Origin of the sequence: Pseudoalteromonas sp. T1lg88 (assembly GCF_002964765.1) — a bacterium.
In the GTDB taxonomy this organism is placed as follows: domain Bacteria; phylum Pseudomonadota; class Gammaproteobacteria; order Enterobacterales; family Alteromonadaceae; genus Pseudoalteromonas.
The window spans coordinates 466,493-484,388 of the sequence record NZ_PQCF01000031.1; the positions used below are offsets into that span (position 1 = coordinate 466,493).

11 protein-coding genes are annotated in these 17,896 nt (G+C 50.3%); 7 read left to right on the forward strand and 4 right to left on the reverse strand.

The features are described 5' to 3' along the window. Window positions 1–31: 31 nt before the first annotated feature. Entirely contained in the window at window positions 32–2,497 is a 2,466-nt protein-coding gene (locus tag C2M34_RS11345; protein WP_105258814.1) for a S9 family peptidase, read from the reverse strand. A 171-nt stretch (window positions 2,498–2,668) separates the two neighbouring features. Between C2M34_RS11345 and C2M34_RS11350 the strand changes: the two genes are divergently transcribed. The 3 genes from C2M34_RS11350 to C2M34_RS11360 all read left to right on the forward strand — a co-directional run bounded on the left by C2M34_RS11350 (window position 2,669) and on the right by C2M34_RS11360 (window position 6,242). Beyond that, a complete protein-coding gene (locus C2M34_RS11350) occupies window positions 2,669–3,709 on the forward strand; it encodes a LacI family DNA-binding transcriptional regulator (RefSeq protein ID WP_105258815.1) in 1,041 nt (346 codons plus the stop codon). Next, entirely contained in the window at window positions 3,706–4,935 is a 1,230-nt protein-coding gene (locus tag C2M34_RS11355; RefSeq protein WP_105258816.1) for a glycosyltransferase, read from the forward strand. The genes C2M34_RS11350 and C2M34_RS11355 overlap by 4 nt, the downstream gene beginning before the upstream one ends. A gap of 80 nt (window positions 4,936–5,015) precedes the next feature. Beyond that, on the forward strand, window positions 5,016–6,242 hold the full coding sequence (locus tag C2M34_RS11360; protein ID WP_105201610.1) for a threonine/serine ThrE exporter family protein: 1,227 nt from the start codon (window positions 5,016–5,018) through the stop codon (window positions 6,240–6,242). Window positions 6,243–6,610: 368 nt separating this feature from the next. Here the strand turns inward: C2M34_RS11360 and C2M34_RS11365 are convergent, their stop codons facing one another. Next, window positions 6,611–7,222, reverse strand: a complete 612-nt coding sequence (locus C2M34_RS11365) for an MlaC/ttg2D family ABC transporter substrate-binding protein (RefSeq protein WP_105214441.1) — start codon at window positions 7,220–7,222, stop codon at window positions 6,611–6,613. Between the two features lie 233 nt (window positions 7,223–7,455). Here C2M34_RS11365 and C2M34_RS11370 point away from each other — a divergent pair, with 233 nt between their 5' ends. After that, window positions 7,456–7,995: an acyloxyacyl hydrolase gene (locus C2M34_RS11370; protein WP_105214443.1), complete on the forward strand. Its 540-nt coding sequence runs from the start codon at window positions 7,456–7,458 to the stop codon at window positions 7,993–7,995. A 40-nt stretch (window positions 7,996–8,035) separates the two neighbouring features. Here C2M34_RS11370 and C2M34_RS11375 read toward each other — a convergent pair whose 3' ends face one another. Next, complete coding sequence (locus C2M34_RS11375; RefSeq protein WP_105258817.1) at window positions 8,036–9,043, reverse strand: zinc-binding dehydrogenase; 1,008 nt, start codon at window positions 9,041–9,043, stop codon at window positions 8,036–8,038. Between the two features lie 214 nt (window positions 9,044–9,257). On the opposite strand from C2M34_RS11375, the gene C2M34_RS11380 reads away from it, so the two are divergent. The 3 genes from C2M34_RS11380 (at window position 9,258) to C2M34_RS11390 (ending at window position 14,211) form a co-directional block, all read left to right on the forward strand. After that, window positions 9,258–10,205 carry a LysR family transcriptional regulator gene (locus tag C2M34_RS11380; RefSeq protein ID WP_105201613.1) on the forward strand — a complete coding sequence of 316 codons (948 nt, stop codon included), beginning with the start codon at window positions 9,258–9,260 and terminating at the stop codon, window positions 10,203–10,205. A gap of 186 nt (window positions 10,206–10,391) precedes the next feature. After that, window positions 10,392–11,786, forward strand: a complete 1,395-nt coding sequence (locus C2M34_RS11385) for a hypothetical protein (protein WP_105258818.1) — start codon at window positions 10,392–10,394, stop codon at window positions 11,784–11,786. A 361-nt stretch (window positions 11,787–12,147) separates the two neighbouring features. Further along, window positions 12,148–14,211 carry a S9 family peptidase gene (locus C2M34_RS11390; protein WP_105258819.1) on the forward strand — a complete coding sequence of 688 codons (2,064 nt, stop codon included), beginning with the start codon at window positions 12,148–12,150 and terminating at the stop codon, window positions 14,209–14,211. Window positions 14,212–14,729: 518 nt separating this feature from the next. Here the strand turns inward: C2M34_RS11390 and C2M34_RS11395 are convergent. After that, window positions 14,730–17,669, reverse strand: coding sequence for a TonB-dependent receptor plug domain-containing protein (locus C2M34_RS11395; protein WP_105258820.1), 2,940 nt, complete (start codon window positions 17,667–17,669; stop codon window positions 14,730–14,732). Window positions 17,670–17,896 lie beyond the last annotated feature (227 nt).

A 17,896-nucleotide genomic window follows, 5' to 3' on the forward strand; every position in this document is an offset into this window, starting at 1 on the left:
TAGGCGTGGGTTTTACTTTTTAAAACGCAATTTACTCGGCGTTAGCGTTAGTGTCGCTGAGCAGGTACTTATCCAGCCACTGCTCTTGCTCCCATAAAACATGCAGCAGGCTCTTGCGGGCGCGATAGCCGTGTGCTTCGTAGGGCAGCATCACCAGACGAGCGTCTTTACCCAGGCCTTTCATTGCCGCATACATGCGTTCACTTTGCATCGGGAAGGTGCCGCTGTTGGGGTCTTCCTTACCATGGATCATCAGCATGGGTTCGTTAATCTTTTCTGCATGGAAAAACGGTGACATATTGGCGTACACCGCCTGGCCTTCCCAGAAGTTACGCTCTTCGCCCTGGAAACCAAATGGCGTTAACGTGCGGTTATAGGCGCCGCTGCGGGCAATGCCGGCCTTAAACAGGTCGCTGTGGGCCAGCAGGTTGGCCACCATAAACGCACCATAGGAGTGACCGGCAATGGCTATCTTGTCCTTATCCGCCACGCCTTTTTCAACCAGGACATCCACCGCCGCCTGGGCGCTGGCGACCAGCTGCTTGCGGAAGGTGTCGTTCGGCTCCTTGCCATCTACCCCAACTATGGGCATTTTCGGGTCGTCGAATACAGCAATGCCTTTGGCCAAATAAGGCATAGGGCCCCAATAACCTATGTAGGTAAATTCATAAGGCGATTCACGCACCTGCGAGGCCACATTTTTGTCCTTGTACTCCAGTGGGTAGGCCCACATCAGCACGGGGATTGGGCCTTGTGACGGCTCATAACCGGCTGGCAAATACAGGGTACCGGACAACTCAACACCATCGTCACGTTTATAGCGTACCTGCTCTTTTTGAATGCCTTTAAAGGCCGGATACGGATGAGGGAACTGAGTCAGTTGCGTCAGGGAATCGTCATCCAAGTCGCGCACGAACAGATTGGGTTGTTCGGTTTTAGACTCACGCACGGTAATAAAGCGCTCACCCTCTTCGTCTAACAGGTCAATAACGCGCTCATAGTAAGGTGCCTCGCTGCGCCACAGGCGCTCGGTGCTGTTGGTTTTAACATCGTACCTGTCTAAAAACGGGATATTACCCTGCTGTGAGGCACCATCGCCGCGCAGGTAAATATAGCGGTCGCCCACGACCTGCATTACGCGCACGCCCAAATCATTGTGGGTGTAAATGGGGTCGCCCGGGTTTTTATAGGCATCGTTATAGCTGCGCTCGGAGAAGAGCACCGGCGAAGCACTTGCATCGTTTGGCGCGATAATCCAGCTGCGCACCTGACGGTCGCTAAAGCGCCACTCGGACAGCATGGCCAGGTTCTCATTGCCCCATGTTACCCCGGAAAAGCGACGCTCGGTTTTAGCAAACAGCTTAGGCTTGCGCTTAAACGGCGCACTTAGAGTGTAAATATGGTCATGATGCGGCACGTCTTTTTTCATGTCACCGCCATCTTGGGCTTCGGCCCAGATAAGCGTTGCACCTTTATCGCTGCGCCAGTCAAAGTCACGAGGACCGGTACGCACGCTGTCAAAACCCTGAGGAATATTGTCGGCCAAGGGTTGTTTAACCAATTCTTTTAGCTCGTAGCCGCTCATTCCCCACACAGACCAGGTAGTGGCAAAACGGAAATACGGCACCTGATAAGAGAAGGGCTGATCCAAGGTGGCAACAAGAATATTGTTGCTATCGGGTGAGATACTGAAATTACTAAATAGCTGAGCCTTACCTATGGCCTTGGCCTCGCCATCCAAACTCACACGCATCAATTGACCCTGCCCATAGAAGGAAAACAGCGCTTCGTCGTAGGGACTGGTCAATAGATTCTGATAGGTACGGGCCGGCGCCTTTTCACCCGTGGTTTGTTGGATCACTGGCACAACCGTACTGGCATCGTCTTGTGGCTGCGCTTTACCCAGATTAACCGCCTGGTTAATGATTAAGCCACTGGCATCGGGCATCCATTGATACGGGGTGGCGGTAACCACTGAGTTAAGTGCATGCTCGGTCAACTGTTTCAGGGTACGCGCACTGATGTCGTACACCCACAAGGTGGCCGATGCCGGCGTTTCATAGACAAAGCTTAGATAGCGGCTGTCGCTCGACCACTGCGGCGAGCGCATAATGCCCTCATCCAGACCGCTTACGTCCAGGGTAATATCCCCCTCGAGGGATTTAAACGTCAGCGCCGTGTACTTGTTGCGCACTCGCGAGCGAGAAAAATTATCTGGATTGAGCTTGATACCGGCTAGTTTCAGCTCTGGCTTGGCCAGCTCCTGTAAGCTCTCAACGCGGCGGCGTTCAAGTAACGCCAGCCATTGGCCGTCCGGTGATAACATGGAACGCGGTGCCAACTTGGCATCGACGACCTGCGCCAGCTCTTTCGATGGCACTTGATAGCCACCGTCATTTTGTGCAGCGACCAACGCTTCTTGCTGAGCAAGCGCGGTGGGCGCCGAAATCAAGCCCACTGCTCCGAGGAGCACGGAGGCGATGAGGTGTTGTTTCATAGAAAACCCTTTTGTTGTGATTATTATCCTCTTGGGCCTATTTATCTAAATAAACAGACTCTTGGGTACAGTCTACCTGGGGATATAAACGAAACAACTCATTGCGATTAACTGGTTAGTTTGGCGCAGAATCTGCTACCATATAACGCTTAATCAGCCCCCGATAGCAACATGACCAGCACAGCACCTCATCCTAAAATCACCATCATTGATGTTGCCCACCAGGCCGGAGTGTCTAAATCCACCGTATCTTTGGTGATCACCCAACCGGATAAGGTCAGTGATAAAACCAAGGAAAAGGTGCGCCAGGCAATGGCTGAGCTGGGCTATGTGTATAACCGGGATGCGGCGGCGCTGCGCTCAAAACGCTCGACCTTGGTGGCCATTATGCTGCCGACCTTGACTGATCCCAGATTCAATGAGCTGGCAATCACTTTGCAGCAAGGGGTACTTGAGCTGGGTTTTGTGCCCATGTTGCTGTGCAGCAATGATGAGCTTGAGACCCAACAACAACTGATGGAACGCCTGCGGGAGTCTAATGTTACCGCGGTGATCTTGTGTCCGGCCACTGGCACGGATGTCACCTGGCAAAATGCGCTTAGCGAAAGCGGCATGCAGATCATTAATGTGCTCCGTGAAGTGCCTTTTAGCGAAGCTCCTTGTGTACTTGCCGATACCCAGCGCGGTGCTTTTTTGGCGACTCAGGCATTAATAGCCGAGGGCTGTAAATCCCTGACCCTACTGGGCGCTCCTTCAATCAGCGATTACAGCCAGCTGGTGGAAGGATTTGAGCAGGCGCTGCATTTGCATCAAGAGCCTCTGACGCGCCAATTGATTGCCTGTGACAATACCCGCCTAGCTGGCCAGCAGGCCCTAAGTAACTCGGCGCTGGCAGACGTGCTCGATGAGGCGGACTCTACGGAGCTGGCATCGCCCCTGGGCATATTATGCGCCGGCGATCCAATCGCTTATGGTGTGCTCGATTCCCTGCCAAGTCTTGGCCTAAGTGCTGGCAATAAGGTGAAGCTTGTGGGCGTTGGCGACCTGCCGGACTCCGCCATCTTGCCTTGCCCGCTTAGCTCTGTGGCTTATCGCAGTACCGACCTTGCCGAGCACAGCTTGAGCATCTTAACCGCCTTACTCAATGGCCAAAGCGTACCCCGTCGCACCCTTATCGATGTAACCCTTATCAAACGAGCGTCTTGTTTATGACCCAAGTATTAGTGATTGGCTATGTGTGGCCAGAGCCAAATTCCTCGGCGGCCGGCAGCCATATGATGTCGCTATTAAAACTGTTTCGCGCACAAGGATGGCAGGTAGAATTTGCCTCACCGGCACAGCGCACCGAGCATATGGAAGACCTGGCGCAATATGGCATCAGCAGCACGGATATTGCCCTCAATTGCAGCAGTTTCGATGCTTATCTTGGCGAACTAAAGCCGGATATTGTGATGTTCGACCGTTTTATGATGGAAGAACAATTCGGCTGGCGGGTCGATAAATATGCGCCCAACGCATTAAAAATCCTCGATACCGAGGATCTACAATGTTTACGTGGCGCCCGCCATGAAGCCCATAAAGCGGATAAGGAATTCGATACCGCCGACCTGCACACGGATTTGGCCAAGCGTGAAATCGCCGCTATTTTGCGCAGCGATCTCAGCCTGATCATCTCCAGCTACGAAATGCAGTTGCTCAACCAGGTATTTAAAGTCGACTCTCAGCTCTTACATCACCTGCCCTTTATGGTCGACTTAAGCGCCCTGCCCAAGCACACACCGAGCTTTGCCGAACGTCAACATTTTATGACCATAGGCAACTTCAGACATGCGCCCAACTGGGATGCGGTGCTCTATTTACAACAGATCTGGCCGCTTATCCGCAAGCAACTGCCCAAGGCGGAACTGCATATTTACGGCTCCTACCCGCCGCCAAAAGCCACCGCCTTGCATAACCCCAAGACCGGCTTTTTGATCAAGGGCTGGGCCGATGATGCCCTTAAGGTTATGAGCGCGGCGCGGGTGTGTTTGGCACCGCTGCGTTTTGGTGCCGGTATTAAGGGCAAGCTGCTGGAAGCCATGATCACCGCAACGCCGTCGGTAACCACCTCTATTGGCGCCGAGGGCATGCATTTGGATTTACCTTGGAATGGTGCGCTGCACAACGACCCGCAAGCGTTTGCCGATGCCGCGGTGCAATTGCATGAAAATGAGGCCGAGTTTACTACCGCTCAGGAGCATGGCCGAGCAATACTGAACCAGGTTTACGACAGCAACACCCTGGCGTCCGCCTTATTGGCGCGCATCAATGACATGCAACAAAACCTGGCACTGCACCGCCGAGATAACTTCACCGGGCAAATGCTCAAACACCACACCATGCGCAGTACCCAATACATGGCACAGTGGATTGAGGCAAAAAATTCAATAAAATCTTGATAGAAATCAGTAGACAGGTAACCTTAGATTAATAAAATGCGCACGCTCTGTGCATTTTGAACAACAACCGAGGACCCCGCGTGGAAGACGCTCTCTTTAAAGAAAAACGTAAATTTATCGTTAAGCTCGGTAAAATGCTGCATAAATACGGCACTCCGGCCTATCGACTCGAGGCGCACCTGATGGAGGTCGCGACCTATTTGGAGCTGAAATCTTCCTTTGTTATGTCACCCACCTCGGTGACCTTTGTGATCTGGACCGAAGGTCATGAGAACGAGTACACCCATGTCGCCCGCGTTGATCCGGGCGATCATGATCTCGGCTCGCTAGCCAACACCGACGAAGTGGTAAATTCCCTTATCCAGGGCGAATTAACCATTAACGAGGCGGATAAGCGCCTCGATGAAATCGCCGTGATGCCCGCCCCCTACAACCGTTTGGTAACTGCCGGTGCCTTTGCCATGTCTGGTGGCGCCTTTGCCATGCTGATGGGCACCAGCTGGACCGATGTTTTTTATTCCAGCCTGCTCACCCTGGTGGTGTATTTATTCGTGCTCTGGTCAAGCTATTCGCGCCGTGTAGGACACATGCTTGAACCCTTGGTGGCCGTGGTTTCTGCCATTTTAGCCTGTGCCGTTAGCGTGTATTTAGACGCGCAGATCAATATACGTTTAGTGGTGCTCTCCAGTATTATCGTCTTTATCCCCGGCCTCGCCTTGGCGCTGGGTCTGGCCGAACTGGCGGCGCGGCATCTGGTGTCTGGTACGGCGCGAGTAATGGACTCCTTTATGCTGCTGTTTAAGCTTTATTTCGGTGCCTTTATCGGCATCGGCATCGGCTTTGCACTCTTTGGGCAGGCAGAATTTGTAACGCCTGAGCCCTTACCCAAATGGACTGCCTGGCTCGCTATCCTCCTGCTTTGTTCGGCGCTAGTGGTTATTTTTAGAACCAAAGCCAAACATGCACTGTGGTCGCTGGCCTCCGGCTTTATCGCCTATGGTGCCAGTATCGGCTCTGCAGCTTACTTGGATTACACCTTGGGTACCTTTGTTGGCGCCCTGGCGGTGGGGATTTTTAGTAACCTCTTTAACCGTATCGCCAATGCCCCGGCCTCCATCGTTGCCATGCAGGGCTTGATCGTTCTGGTGCCTGGGTCAAAAACCTATATAGGGCTTAATTCACTGATTGAAGGGCAGGATTTTGTCTATGCCGACCATATCGGCCAGCAAACCTTTTTGATCTTTATGTCCCTTGTAGCCGGGCTTATTTTTGCGAACGTGGTGTTGCCACCAAAGAAAAGTCTCTAGTACCAATTCACTTAAATAGCTAATCATTCTAGCGGGCTAGATATCATGCTCACGGCGTTGGAATTTTTCTATGGAGAAGACTACATAAGAAAAATTCCGCCTTGTTATCACATCATCTATCCAGCGCTATATCTGCTCACATACTTAACAGAATTGGTAGCAAAAAAAAGGTGAACTTATTGATAGGAGGCCACAGGGAAAAGGCCATAAGTTCACCTGAAAATGTTGTCACAACAATAACAACAACGTACTAGCAAATTGTACTCACCGTATTCCAGCAGAAAAAAAAGGGGGAACTCCTAGGGAGGGAGCCTCATGGGTTAAGGCTACAAGTTCACCCCAAAACACTGCAGGAACAGAACTCTACATTAGCCCTTGGCTAACAACTCTTGATTCACCTGGTCGATACCCACCTCAGAGATACGGGCAATAATTTCTTTTTGCTTGGCATCGAGTAGTGAAATACCCTCGGCGACCAGGTCATAGACGCGCCAGCTTCCGGCCTTGTCTTGGCGCAGTTTAAAGACGATATCTATGGTCGGTTTGCCCGCCTCAACTATCTCGGTTTTCACCGCCGTATAACCATTGCTTGGCGCCGCATTAGGCTTAATAAAGTGTACTTCCTGGCCCTTGTAGCTCATCAAAGCATTGGCATAGGTATGAGCCAAATACGACTCAACGGCATCAATAAAGGCGACTGCCTGCTGCTTATTGATTTCGCGTACATGCTTACCAAGGAGTTTAAAGGACACGAATTTGGTGTCGATATGCGGGATCAACTGCGTCTTAACCAGGGTGCGTAGCTCGGCCTTTTTCTGTTGTTCATCGGCCTCTATATTGCCGATATCTACAAATAGCTGTTCGCCGACCTGCTTAAGCATAGTATAAGGCTCTTCAGCATTGGCTGCCTGCGCCTTGGCGGCCGACAAGCTCAGCATGGCGGTGGTAATAAACAGTAAAAACAGCTTAGGTGCGCGCATTGGCTACTCTCCTCACATCGAATTGGCAGCCATGGTAGCGGATCGTATTTTGAAATATAAGCAACAAATACGCACATTATTGATTCCATTTATGCACATATAAATTTATTCTTAGTATTCATATAGTTAGATTATTGGTGCCAAGTTCGCACCACCACTGTGCATTTTCCTCCATTGATCCCTAGCCCCTCACAATGAATAGTACGCGCCCTTTTTGTTGTGAGGTTAAGCGTATGAAATCACTAATGTTAGCCACCTTGGCCGGGGCCTTAAGCCTGGCTCCCCTAGCTGCCAGCCAAGCACAGGAAACGCCACGACATGGCTACACCCTGCATTACATTCAGGGTGAAGGGGATGTGCAAGGGATCAAATTAGGTTATCAGTATTATCTCAGCGAATACCTGCCGGAGCGCTTCAATAATTTTGAGGTGTTTTTTGAAAGCAGTGTGAACTTCTGGCGCTATGGCGACAACAATGACTATGATCGCAACTTTGTTGTGGCACTAACCCCGGTATTTCAATACCCCATCACCCAATATCGGGGCCACCCGGTGCTGTTTGAATTTGGCATAGGGTTGTCGCTCTTAGATGACACCCAGTTCGCAGGCAAGGACGTAAGCACCCACTACCAGTTTGAAGACAGAATAGGCGTAGTCTACAAACTGGATAATGCCGAGTTTGGACTGCGCTACCTGCATTATTCCAATGCCGGTTTTGAAAGCCCTAACCCGGGGCTGGACTTTATTTCCTTGTCCTACTCACGTTCATTTTAGTGTGCCCAGATAAGGGCTAATTTTATTCATGCGGTGAGCCTCAGCGTGGCTTAACCGCTACCACGGGGCGCACGGCGGTACTTTGTTGATAGAGTTGACGCAGCGCTTCACCCACCAATTCGGTATCAAAAGGCAAAATACGATGGCCGGGTGCCTGAATCTTACCCGAGCCCACATCCTGCAATAGCTGTTGCCCCATAAAGCTTAATTTTTGCTGCGCACACAAGCTATTAGCCAGCCAGGCACCGCCTAAAGACACGGCGGCGATAATGGGCGCGCGGCTAAATAACAGCTCTTGAGGAATTTCGGCAAAACCATTTAGGCAGGCAATACGGCCGCCAAAGCGCAGATGCGCCAAATCGGTAACAAAGGTGTCACCACCACAACTATTGAGTATGGTGTCAAAACCATCGGGGCCGAGTTCATGCTTAATATCCCGCGCCAGTTGCTCTTCAGTGCTGGCAAAGACTACATCGGCGCCCAACGCCTTAATGCGCTCGTGCTCACGCTCAGGTGCACTGACAAATACCTTGGCACCGCGCTGACGCGCATATTGAATGGCAAAGTGAGCCACCGCTCCACAGCCGGAATTAATATAAATACTCTCGCCGGCCTGCAGCTGAATTTTGTCCAGCGCCGCCAGCGCCGTCATCCCGGCATTGGGCAAGGTGGCGGCCACAGCACTGGGGATGGACTCGGGCACTTCAGCAACCGCATAATTGGCCACCTTGGTATAGCGCTTAAGTACCCCTTGATCCGCCAAACTGGTAGTAAAGATCACCCGGGTGCCGCGCTTAGGAAACACGCCGACCGGCGCCTCAACAACAGTGCCTACCGCATCAATACCAAGCACATGAGGATATTGCCAACGACAAAAGCCCTCCGCACCAAGGCGCGCATCTATATGGTTCAGACCCACATATTCGACTTCCACCAGCACCTCGCTGGCACCAATGGACGGCACCGGCAATTCTTGCAACTTCAGCGCCAGACTTGGCGAAGCTTCATGTAGTACAAGAGCCTGCATGGTGGGGTTGGGGCCGGACATAGCTATTTCCTATGATTAAAAAGTGGTTTCAACGCCTGATGGCGAATATCATTATCGCGGTTGACGCCGCTGCAATACTCATACTGAGCAAATAGGCGCCAAGATTCAACCTTACCATGGTAAATAACCGCCGCGTCATCAGATACACTGGTTTTATAAAAACATTAATGCCAGAATGGCATCAATAAATTATTGCCCCACCGAGACGCCAGCTATGGATACCACCAGCCGACTTATTATGCTACTTGAGGTAGTGGAGCAGGGTTCTTTTTCCAAGGCCGCGGCCATGCGCAATATAGACAGGTCGGTGATATCTAAACAGATCAGCAAACTGGAAGACGAGCTCGGCGTACGCTTACTTAATCGCACCACCCGCTCGTTTTCATTGACCGCCGCCGGAGCCGAAATGGTCAAAAAGGCCCGAGACTTACGCATGCTGCTGGCCGACACAGTGCAACTGGCGGAAAACTACCATCAGGAACCACGCGGCCTGTTGCGCATCGCCACCTCTCACACCCTGGGGCGACGCTATATTCAGCCGGTGATTAACGACTTCCAAAAACGCTTTCCTCAGGTCAATGTGGATATGCGTCTGGACGACCGCCCGGTGGATATGATCTCCGAAGGCTTTGATCTGGCGTTTCGCATCGGCGAGCCCAGAGATTCGTCATTGATTGCCCGTAAAATTGCCCGCAACCGCATGCTCTTGTTGGCCAGCCCGGAATTTATCGCCACCTATGGCGAGCCTAGGACCATGGAGGAGCTAGGCGCATTGCCCGCGGCCACCTATACCAGCTCCCATAAGCGCTTAGACTCGATAAGCTATATCAATGCCGAAGGTGAGCATTGCGAGCAGGTGATCAACGCCGTCTATACCTCCAATGATGGCGAGGTGCTGATAGACAAGGTGCTTTCCGGCACCGCCTATTGCCTGGTGCCGGCGCTGCTGATCCAGGATGAGATCACCTCTGGCCAATTGCAGCCGCTGCTGAGCGAGATAAACCTGCCCGACTACAGCGCCATGTACGCCCTCTACCCCCATCGCGATCTACCTGTGCGCACCCGCTTATTGTTGGATGCGGTGCGACATTATATCGGCGAGACCGTGCCCCGCTGGGAGTTGAATATCCCTGATCTGGACTCCCTGTATCGCCCTAAATAAGCGCCTTATGTTGATGCACAGCGCTCGGGTTTCTGCGGCGCTACATATGTAATTATCCAGCGTAAAATCGCACACTTTTTCACACTTGTGTAAACATCTGTTAAGCGGAGTAATACTATGTAAAACATGGGATTTTTTTGTTTTTTATCGGTCATACTGAGCATCTAGTTCACGATGGAATCAAGTATGAAACACAACAATAATAAAGGTCTTAAGCCAACCCTGGCGGCACTTTTTGGCACCGCCTTAGTCAGCCTCAGCGGTTGCGGCGGCAGCTCCGACGGCAGCAGCGACTCCGGCAGCATTCAGCTATACAACGGCACCACCAATGGTCCCACCATGACCCTGAGCATCGCCGATGTAGCGCGCACCACGGCGGAGCTTGGCAATGTCACATCAACGCACAGCTACACCACGGATGACTATGACTTCGCCATTCAATACCGTAACGATCAGGGGAATCTGGTCGATATAATCAGCGACACCTTAAGTATTCGTAACGACACTAAGACCTTACTCATGATGTATGGCAATATCGAAGAGCAGAAGCTGCTAAGTGTCGACTTGCCCTATCGTGAAACCAGCGATATGTTCTCACTGCAAATGCTCAATGTGACCAATGCAGAACGTAATTTCGATCTTTATATGGCCGCGGATGATGGTGTATTCGAGCAAGCAGAGCTGGTTGGCTCGGCCATGTTTGAAACCCTGAGTGCAAGCACAGAGCATAAGATAGATGATTATACCTTCTACCTGACCGAGGCCGGCGGCACGACGCCGATTTGGCAATCCGATGAAACCCGCATCAATGTCGATGATGCCCTGGTCATGGCCATTCGCCCCAGTTATGACAATAGCAGCGACTATCTGACGGTGGACATTATCACTAATGGCAATACTCCCTATAGCCTGAAAAACAAGGATGCCCAGGCTCAGGTGCAGTTTTACAACAGCATGGACGAGTATCCAAGCGCCCAATTCACCGCCAGTAAGGGGGATTTCCAGCTAAGTACGGCGAGTACCGACGCTGATACCCTGTCGCAGACACTGCAACTGGCACCGAACAGCTATTCCATTTCCATGCTTGATGAACAAGGCAATACCCTGGTAGATAATTACCTGCTAACCCTGGAGCAGGAGCAAAGCGCTCTGGGCGTTTTTTATAAGGATGCCGAACACGGCCCAAGACTGATGAGTGTGGCGCAAAACCTGGTGCCTCACAGCGTCAGCCATCAGGTGACTGTGGTGAATCTGGTCGATGAGTACGCCGGTTTGCCGGTTAATAAACTGGACATTTATTTTACCCTAGATGGTCAGCCCATTTCGCAAACCGAACATCATCTCGACAGCCTAAACAGCTATGGCGCCAAGTCTTTAACCCTACTCGATAAGACGTACGGATTTTACGCCATTTTAGAGGACAATGGTCAGGAGATAGTGCTGCATCAACAAGGTGCGGTAGATGTGACCGCCGATGGTAACTATATAATGATCTTAGAGGCCGATGCCAGCACAACTTCCGGTTACAAGCTTACTAGCCTGCATACGGTGGCGGCGCAAGGCGAAGAGCTGGCTCAGTGACGGACAGGATAAGCTCCTAGCGCCTGAGATCCTTACCCAGATCCCAACCCTGTTGGTGGGTAGCTGCTCCCCAGTTCCCACCGACATCTTACTGCTACCCGTTGTTTAACCCACCGATTACGAGCTTAATCGCAAACACTGGCTTTCGCAGTGCGCTTTTGTAGAATAGCGACCACTAATACCAATTCACTTAAATAGCTAATCATTCTAGCGGGCTAAATATCGTGCTAACGGTGTTGGAATTTTTATATGTAGAATAACTACATAGGAAAAATTCCGCCTTGTTATCACATCATTTATCCAACGCTATATCTGATCACATACTTAACAGAATTGGCATAACAACAAGCGAAGGACAGAGATGAAATTATTGAAATCGACGCTAGCCCTGGCCATGGCCGTGGGTGTAAGCGCTCCAGCATTTGCCAATGACACCATCACGGTTGAAGACATTCCAAAAATAAAAAGCGTTTTACAAACCGCTATCAGCCCGGATGGCGAGCAGGTTGCTTTTACCCGCTCCCTGCCACGTGAGCTCTACAAGGACGAAAACGGTCTTAACTACAGCGAATTGTATGTTATTGATGACGAAGGCGTTGAACGTCCGTTTATAACCGGCAAGGTCAATATTAAGAGCATCAGCTGGTCTGCCGATGCCAAGCATGTTTATTTCCTGGCCAAGCTGGGCGACGATAAATTCACTGCCCTGTACCAGATCCCTGTCGATGGTGGTCAGGCACAAAAAGTCATGGCCCTTAAAGGCCGCGCCATTGCCAGCTATCAGCTAAGCCCCAATGGTGAACAGGTAGCGCTACTGGCCATGCCAGCCAAAGACAAGTCTGAAAAAGAGCTTAAAAAGCTTGGCTTTATGGCCGAAGTGTATGAGCTAGGTCTGGATAACAAACAGCTGCACCTGGTTGACCTTGCCGCCTCTGATAAGCCTCTTGACCCAGAAGCCATCAGCATCGACGGCTATGTCAGCGATATGAACTACTCTGCCGATGGCAAAAAGCTATTGGTTAAGACCCAGCCAACGGCGCTGATTGACGACAAGTACATGAAGTCTCAATGGCACCTGTTCGATCTGGCCTCCAAGCAAGTAACCCTGTCGTTTAAAACCGAAGGCAAGCTAGGCGCCGCCGAGCTGTCGCACGATGGTCGCTATGTGGCGATTCTCGGTGCCGATGACAAGCACGACCCGGCAACGGGCCGCTTATACCTTGCGGACACCGAAACCGGTGAGATCAACGAATGGCTGCCTGACTTTATGGGCCATATCAGCGATTTTGAATGGTCAAACAAGCGCAACACCCTGAACTTTGTGGCCCAGGTCAGCCCTGAGAGCTTTATCGGTCAGATCAAGGTTGGCTCAAACACATACAAGAAGCTGGTTAAAGAAGGTAAGTTTATCGCCGGCTCATTGAGCATTTCCGACTCGGACAAAACCCTGGCCCTGAGCGCCAACAGCGCCAAGCACCCGAACGAGGTGTATATGGTGCGCGGCTCTAAGGCGACCCGTTTAAGCGATTCAAACCCTTGGTTAAACGACAAGCGCTTCGCCAAACAAGAAGCCCTGACCTTTAAGGCCCGCGATGGCGTTGAGATCGGTGGTGTGCTGGTTTACCCGCTCGATTATGAAGAAGGTAAGAAGTATCCGCTGATCATGGCGGTACACGGCGGTCCTGAAAGCCACGATAAAAACGGCTGGGTAACAAGTTACTCAGATCCGGGGCAAATGGGTGCAGCACGCGGCTATGCGGTTTTCTATCCTAACTACCGTGGTTCAACGGGTAAAGGCGTTGAGTACTCTAAGCTGGGTCAAAACGACTATGCAGGTAAAGAGTTCGACGACCTAGTCGATATGAAGCAATACCTAGTAGATATGGGTTTGGTTGACAGCAAGCGCGTGGGTATTACCGGTGGTTCATACGGTGGTTATGCCTCGGCCTGGGGTGCAACTAAACTGACCGAACACTTTGCCGCCAGCGTGATGTTTGTGGGTGTAACCAACCAGCTTTCCAAGTTTGGTACCACGGATATTTCCACCGAAATGCACCTGGTACACGCCCGCTCTTACCCTTGGGATAAGTGGCAGTGGTACCTGGAGCGCAGCCCAATCTACTGGGCCGGCCAGTCAAAAACACCTTTGCTTATTATGCATGGTAAAGACGACCCGCGCGTTCACCCGGCACAATCCATGGAGCTATATCGCTATATGAAGGTGCAAGGTAAAGACGTACGCCTGGTGTACTACCCGGGTGAGGGCCATGGTAACCGTAAGGTTGCGGCGCAATACGACTACAGCTTGCGTTTAATGCGCTGGATGGACAACTACTTGATGGCTGGCAACAAAGAAATGCCTGAATTTGAGATTGACCATGCCGCCAAACTAAAAGCGGTAAAAGACGCACAAAAAGAAGATTAAGGCACCGCCTTAAGCAAGCCCTTTGACCCGCACTAACGTGGGTTGACAGATATGCGTTTAAAACGCCTGATGTACTTCATCGGGCGTTTTTTATTTTAAAGCCAACTGCCACCTTGGTTCATTACAAGTAGCCGCCGATTCAGCAACCATCCTTCTTACCTGTTTCAGATCTTTTGGCTTGGCCAGCAGGTACTCATTTTTCAATATAACCTTAACCCTTTGTGCAAGGACCTTCTGATAACACTCATACCCATCTGTCGTCGCGCAACCTCTCCCAAACTGAGTGTAAAGCTGCGGCTATCCACCTGAGCGGTATTGAATACCCCCATCAACATGATGAATTAAAGGCGAGCGAATAATCACCTTAAGTACGCTGAGTTGTTGGTTTGAAAACACTCTCCAAAGGGTGCTGAAAAAGTGTCAACCAAATTTAGGAGGGGTTAGCTTGCAAAAAAAAGCCCTTCATAACGAAGGGCTTTTATTAGCATTTCAGTATCTAATCCAAGTTAAGACCTAGATTAGAAGTTGTAAGTCACGTTTGCGAAGAAACGACGACCTAGGTTGTCATACTGTGAGTACAATGCAGAGTTACCCGTTGCACGTACGTAAGAAGGAGAAACCTGAGGTGGTACCTTATCGAACAGGTTCGAAATACCCATGGTTACGTCTAGATTCTCGAACTGCATGCTACCTGAAAGTGCATGATAGAAGGTAGTAGGCGTATGCGCGATAAAGGTCACGTCTTCACCACGGTAGGTAGTTTCGTTGGTATCGTCATAGTATTCATAATCGTTTGTCTTATCGACATAACGAGTAGTCCAAGTAACGCTCCAATCATCATTAGAGTAAGTTAGTCGGCCGATACCTACGTGCTTAGGATCACCGATTTCACCGATGTACTGATCTTCTTCACTGTCAGCAAACAACTGGTACGTACGCTCAAGCTGGATTGTGTGCTCTAGGCTAAAGCGAAGTGAACCAAAGTCAAAGTTGTCCTGGTAGGTGAAGTTTAAGTCCACACCACGTGTACCTTGGCTTGCTACGTTAGTATAGCCACCGAAAACAGTGTCGATACCGTAGTCACCATTCGTACCGTCGTTACGAGTAAACTGTGAACACAGTGGATCGTTCGGGAAGTCCTGTGAACGATAACAACTACCAGTGATATCCGAACCACCTAGGTTCGCAACCTGGTTGCTGATATCAACATTATAATAGTCTGCTGAGAACGCATAGGTGTCTTCCGGGCTGGTCCAAACAAAACCAAAGCCTTCAGATACCGAAGTTTCAGCTTCTAGACGACCGGCACCACCACTTGTTACAAGCGTTGCACTGCTGGTAGAAGAACCATCATAATCCGCAGGAACACCATCCGCCAAACAGTTGTCAGCCACTTGTTGTGACACACTGCCGCTTTCTAAACGGTTACCCCAGTCGTAACAAGGGTCGATTGACATTTGTCCACCGAAGCTTGTTTGACCTGCAAGGTATAGCTCAAACAAAGCAGGTGAACGGAATGATGTACCGCGTGAACCACGGACAGTGAAGCCGTCAACCACTTCCCACGTCAAGCCTAGTTTATAAGTAGTGTCGCTGCCGTAAGTTGACACATCGGTCCAACGACCCGATGCGGTTAAGTCCATGCGGTTAGCCCACGCCTGACCTTCTACGATTGGAACACGGACTTCACCGAATACCGCGCGCGTATTTTGATCACCCGCTGTACGGCTAGCACTTGATAGGCCCCAAGAGTTGCCATTAGCACTGTGTAAACCAGGAGAATCGTCTAGCTCATCCTTTTGGAAAGACATACCAAACGCACTACCTACCGCACCGGCAGGAAGTTCGAATAGGTCGCCAGTAACATAAGCTTCAACAGTTTGTTGCTTATAAATGGTCTCGCCCTTTTCCGTACCAAATAGGAAGTCACGCACTTCGGCAGAAGGGTTACCATAAATCTGCTGTGGATCTGCCCAAGGCACGTCTACGCAGGTTTTACCTGATACAGCCGTTACTTCACCACTACAAGATGTGCCATTAGCTAAGTGGTCTTGTGCCATCAACATTGAGTCGCGGAAGATAACCTTGTTACCATAAGTACCTTTGTTGTAGCTGTTCTGGTAAGAAACATCCCATTCCCAATCACCAACAATACCTTCAAAGCCAATAACGCCACGGGTATAGTCTACTTCGGTGTCAGAGCCGTAGTGGTCAGTCAATGCAACTGGCATTACGTAAGCAGCACCACCAAATCCATCAAAAAGCGGGGCTGGTTGTGGGCCGTAATCCCCAGTCCAGAATTGACGATAACCCTGTGTCGTTGTTTCACGTGAGCTATGTAGTAACTCGGTGTAACCACGTACATTTTCGGTAAAGTTAAAGTCACCCTGGAAGAATAGTGACCAAGTTTCCGTCTCTGGGATCATGCTTTCCTTGTCTAGGAAAGGGTGATCGCGATGCCAGTAACCGTCACTTTCTTTGTCATAGGCAACTGGGTACCAGCCGTCTGGAGTTGTGAAGTCATTTGGACCTTGGGCCCAATCGTTGAAGTTTTCATAGTTATTAGCAGCGAAGAAGCCATCATAGTCGTAGAATGCACGTACGCCAGAAGGTAGGTTTTCAGCACCGGCGTTATATAGCCACAAACCGTAAGGCGTGTCGTTACAATGATAGTCATTAGTACGCGGATCGATAGGATCGGCACGGTTACCATCCGCATCATATAAGCGACGAGCAGAACAATCGAAGAAGTCACGATCACCACGCTTTAATTCTTGTTGGATGTTGTAGTCACCTACTAAACGAACAGAACCGTCTTGGAATTCTTCACCGATAGAGAAGTTAACACGCTGCGTTTCACCGCCTGACTCGAATGGCTGGCTGATGTCCACAGACACTGACTTATCATCGCCTTTTTTAGTGATGATGTTGATTACACCAGCTACCGCATCAGAACCGTATAGAGAAGATGCACCATCTTTAAGAACTTCTACACGCTCGATAGCAGAAATAGGAAGCGCGTTCATATCAAACGCAGAAACCTGACCACGTGTACCCGCTGGGCCGGCACGACGGCCGTTAAGTAGTACTAGGGTACGGTTTGCACCTAGACCACGCATTGAAATGGTTTCTGCACCGGCACCACCCGAGGTTACATAACCTACGGTTAATGCTGACGTGATCTGACTTGAACCCGCTGCAATAGTACTTGTACGTAGTAGTTCACCCAGGGTATTGATACCCTGCTCGGTAGCACTTTCTACAGAAATGATATCGATAGGAGTATCACTTGCGAAACTGTCGGTACGGATACGAGAGCCGGTTACTTCGATACGCTCTGGAGCTGCTTCTTCAACTGCTGCTTCAGCTTCAGCTGCAACAGAAGAAAACGCTGTAACGCTTGAACCTAGAAGCAAAGAGTATTGAATCGCTCTGCCGATTTTAGATTTGTTAAACATTTTTATTCCCTAACATTATTATTATGAACTGCCCAAAGTACCTTAAAAATTGAGCTGAATAGCTTTGTTGAGATTGGGCCCTGTTTTGTTTTACCTACTCTACTAACTTTTTACAACAAAAATAGACAAAAAAATACACACTTTCTCATTAGGGTGAAGTATTTAATTTACCTTAAAGAAACAATCAAGCTTATACCGCCTTAAACCGTACAAAATAATACAATTTA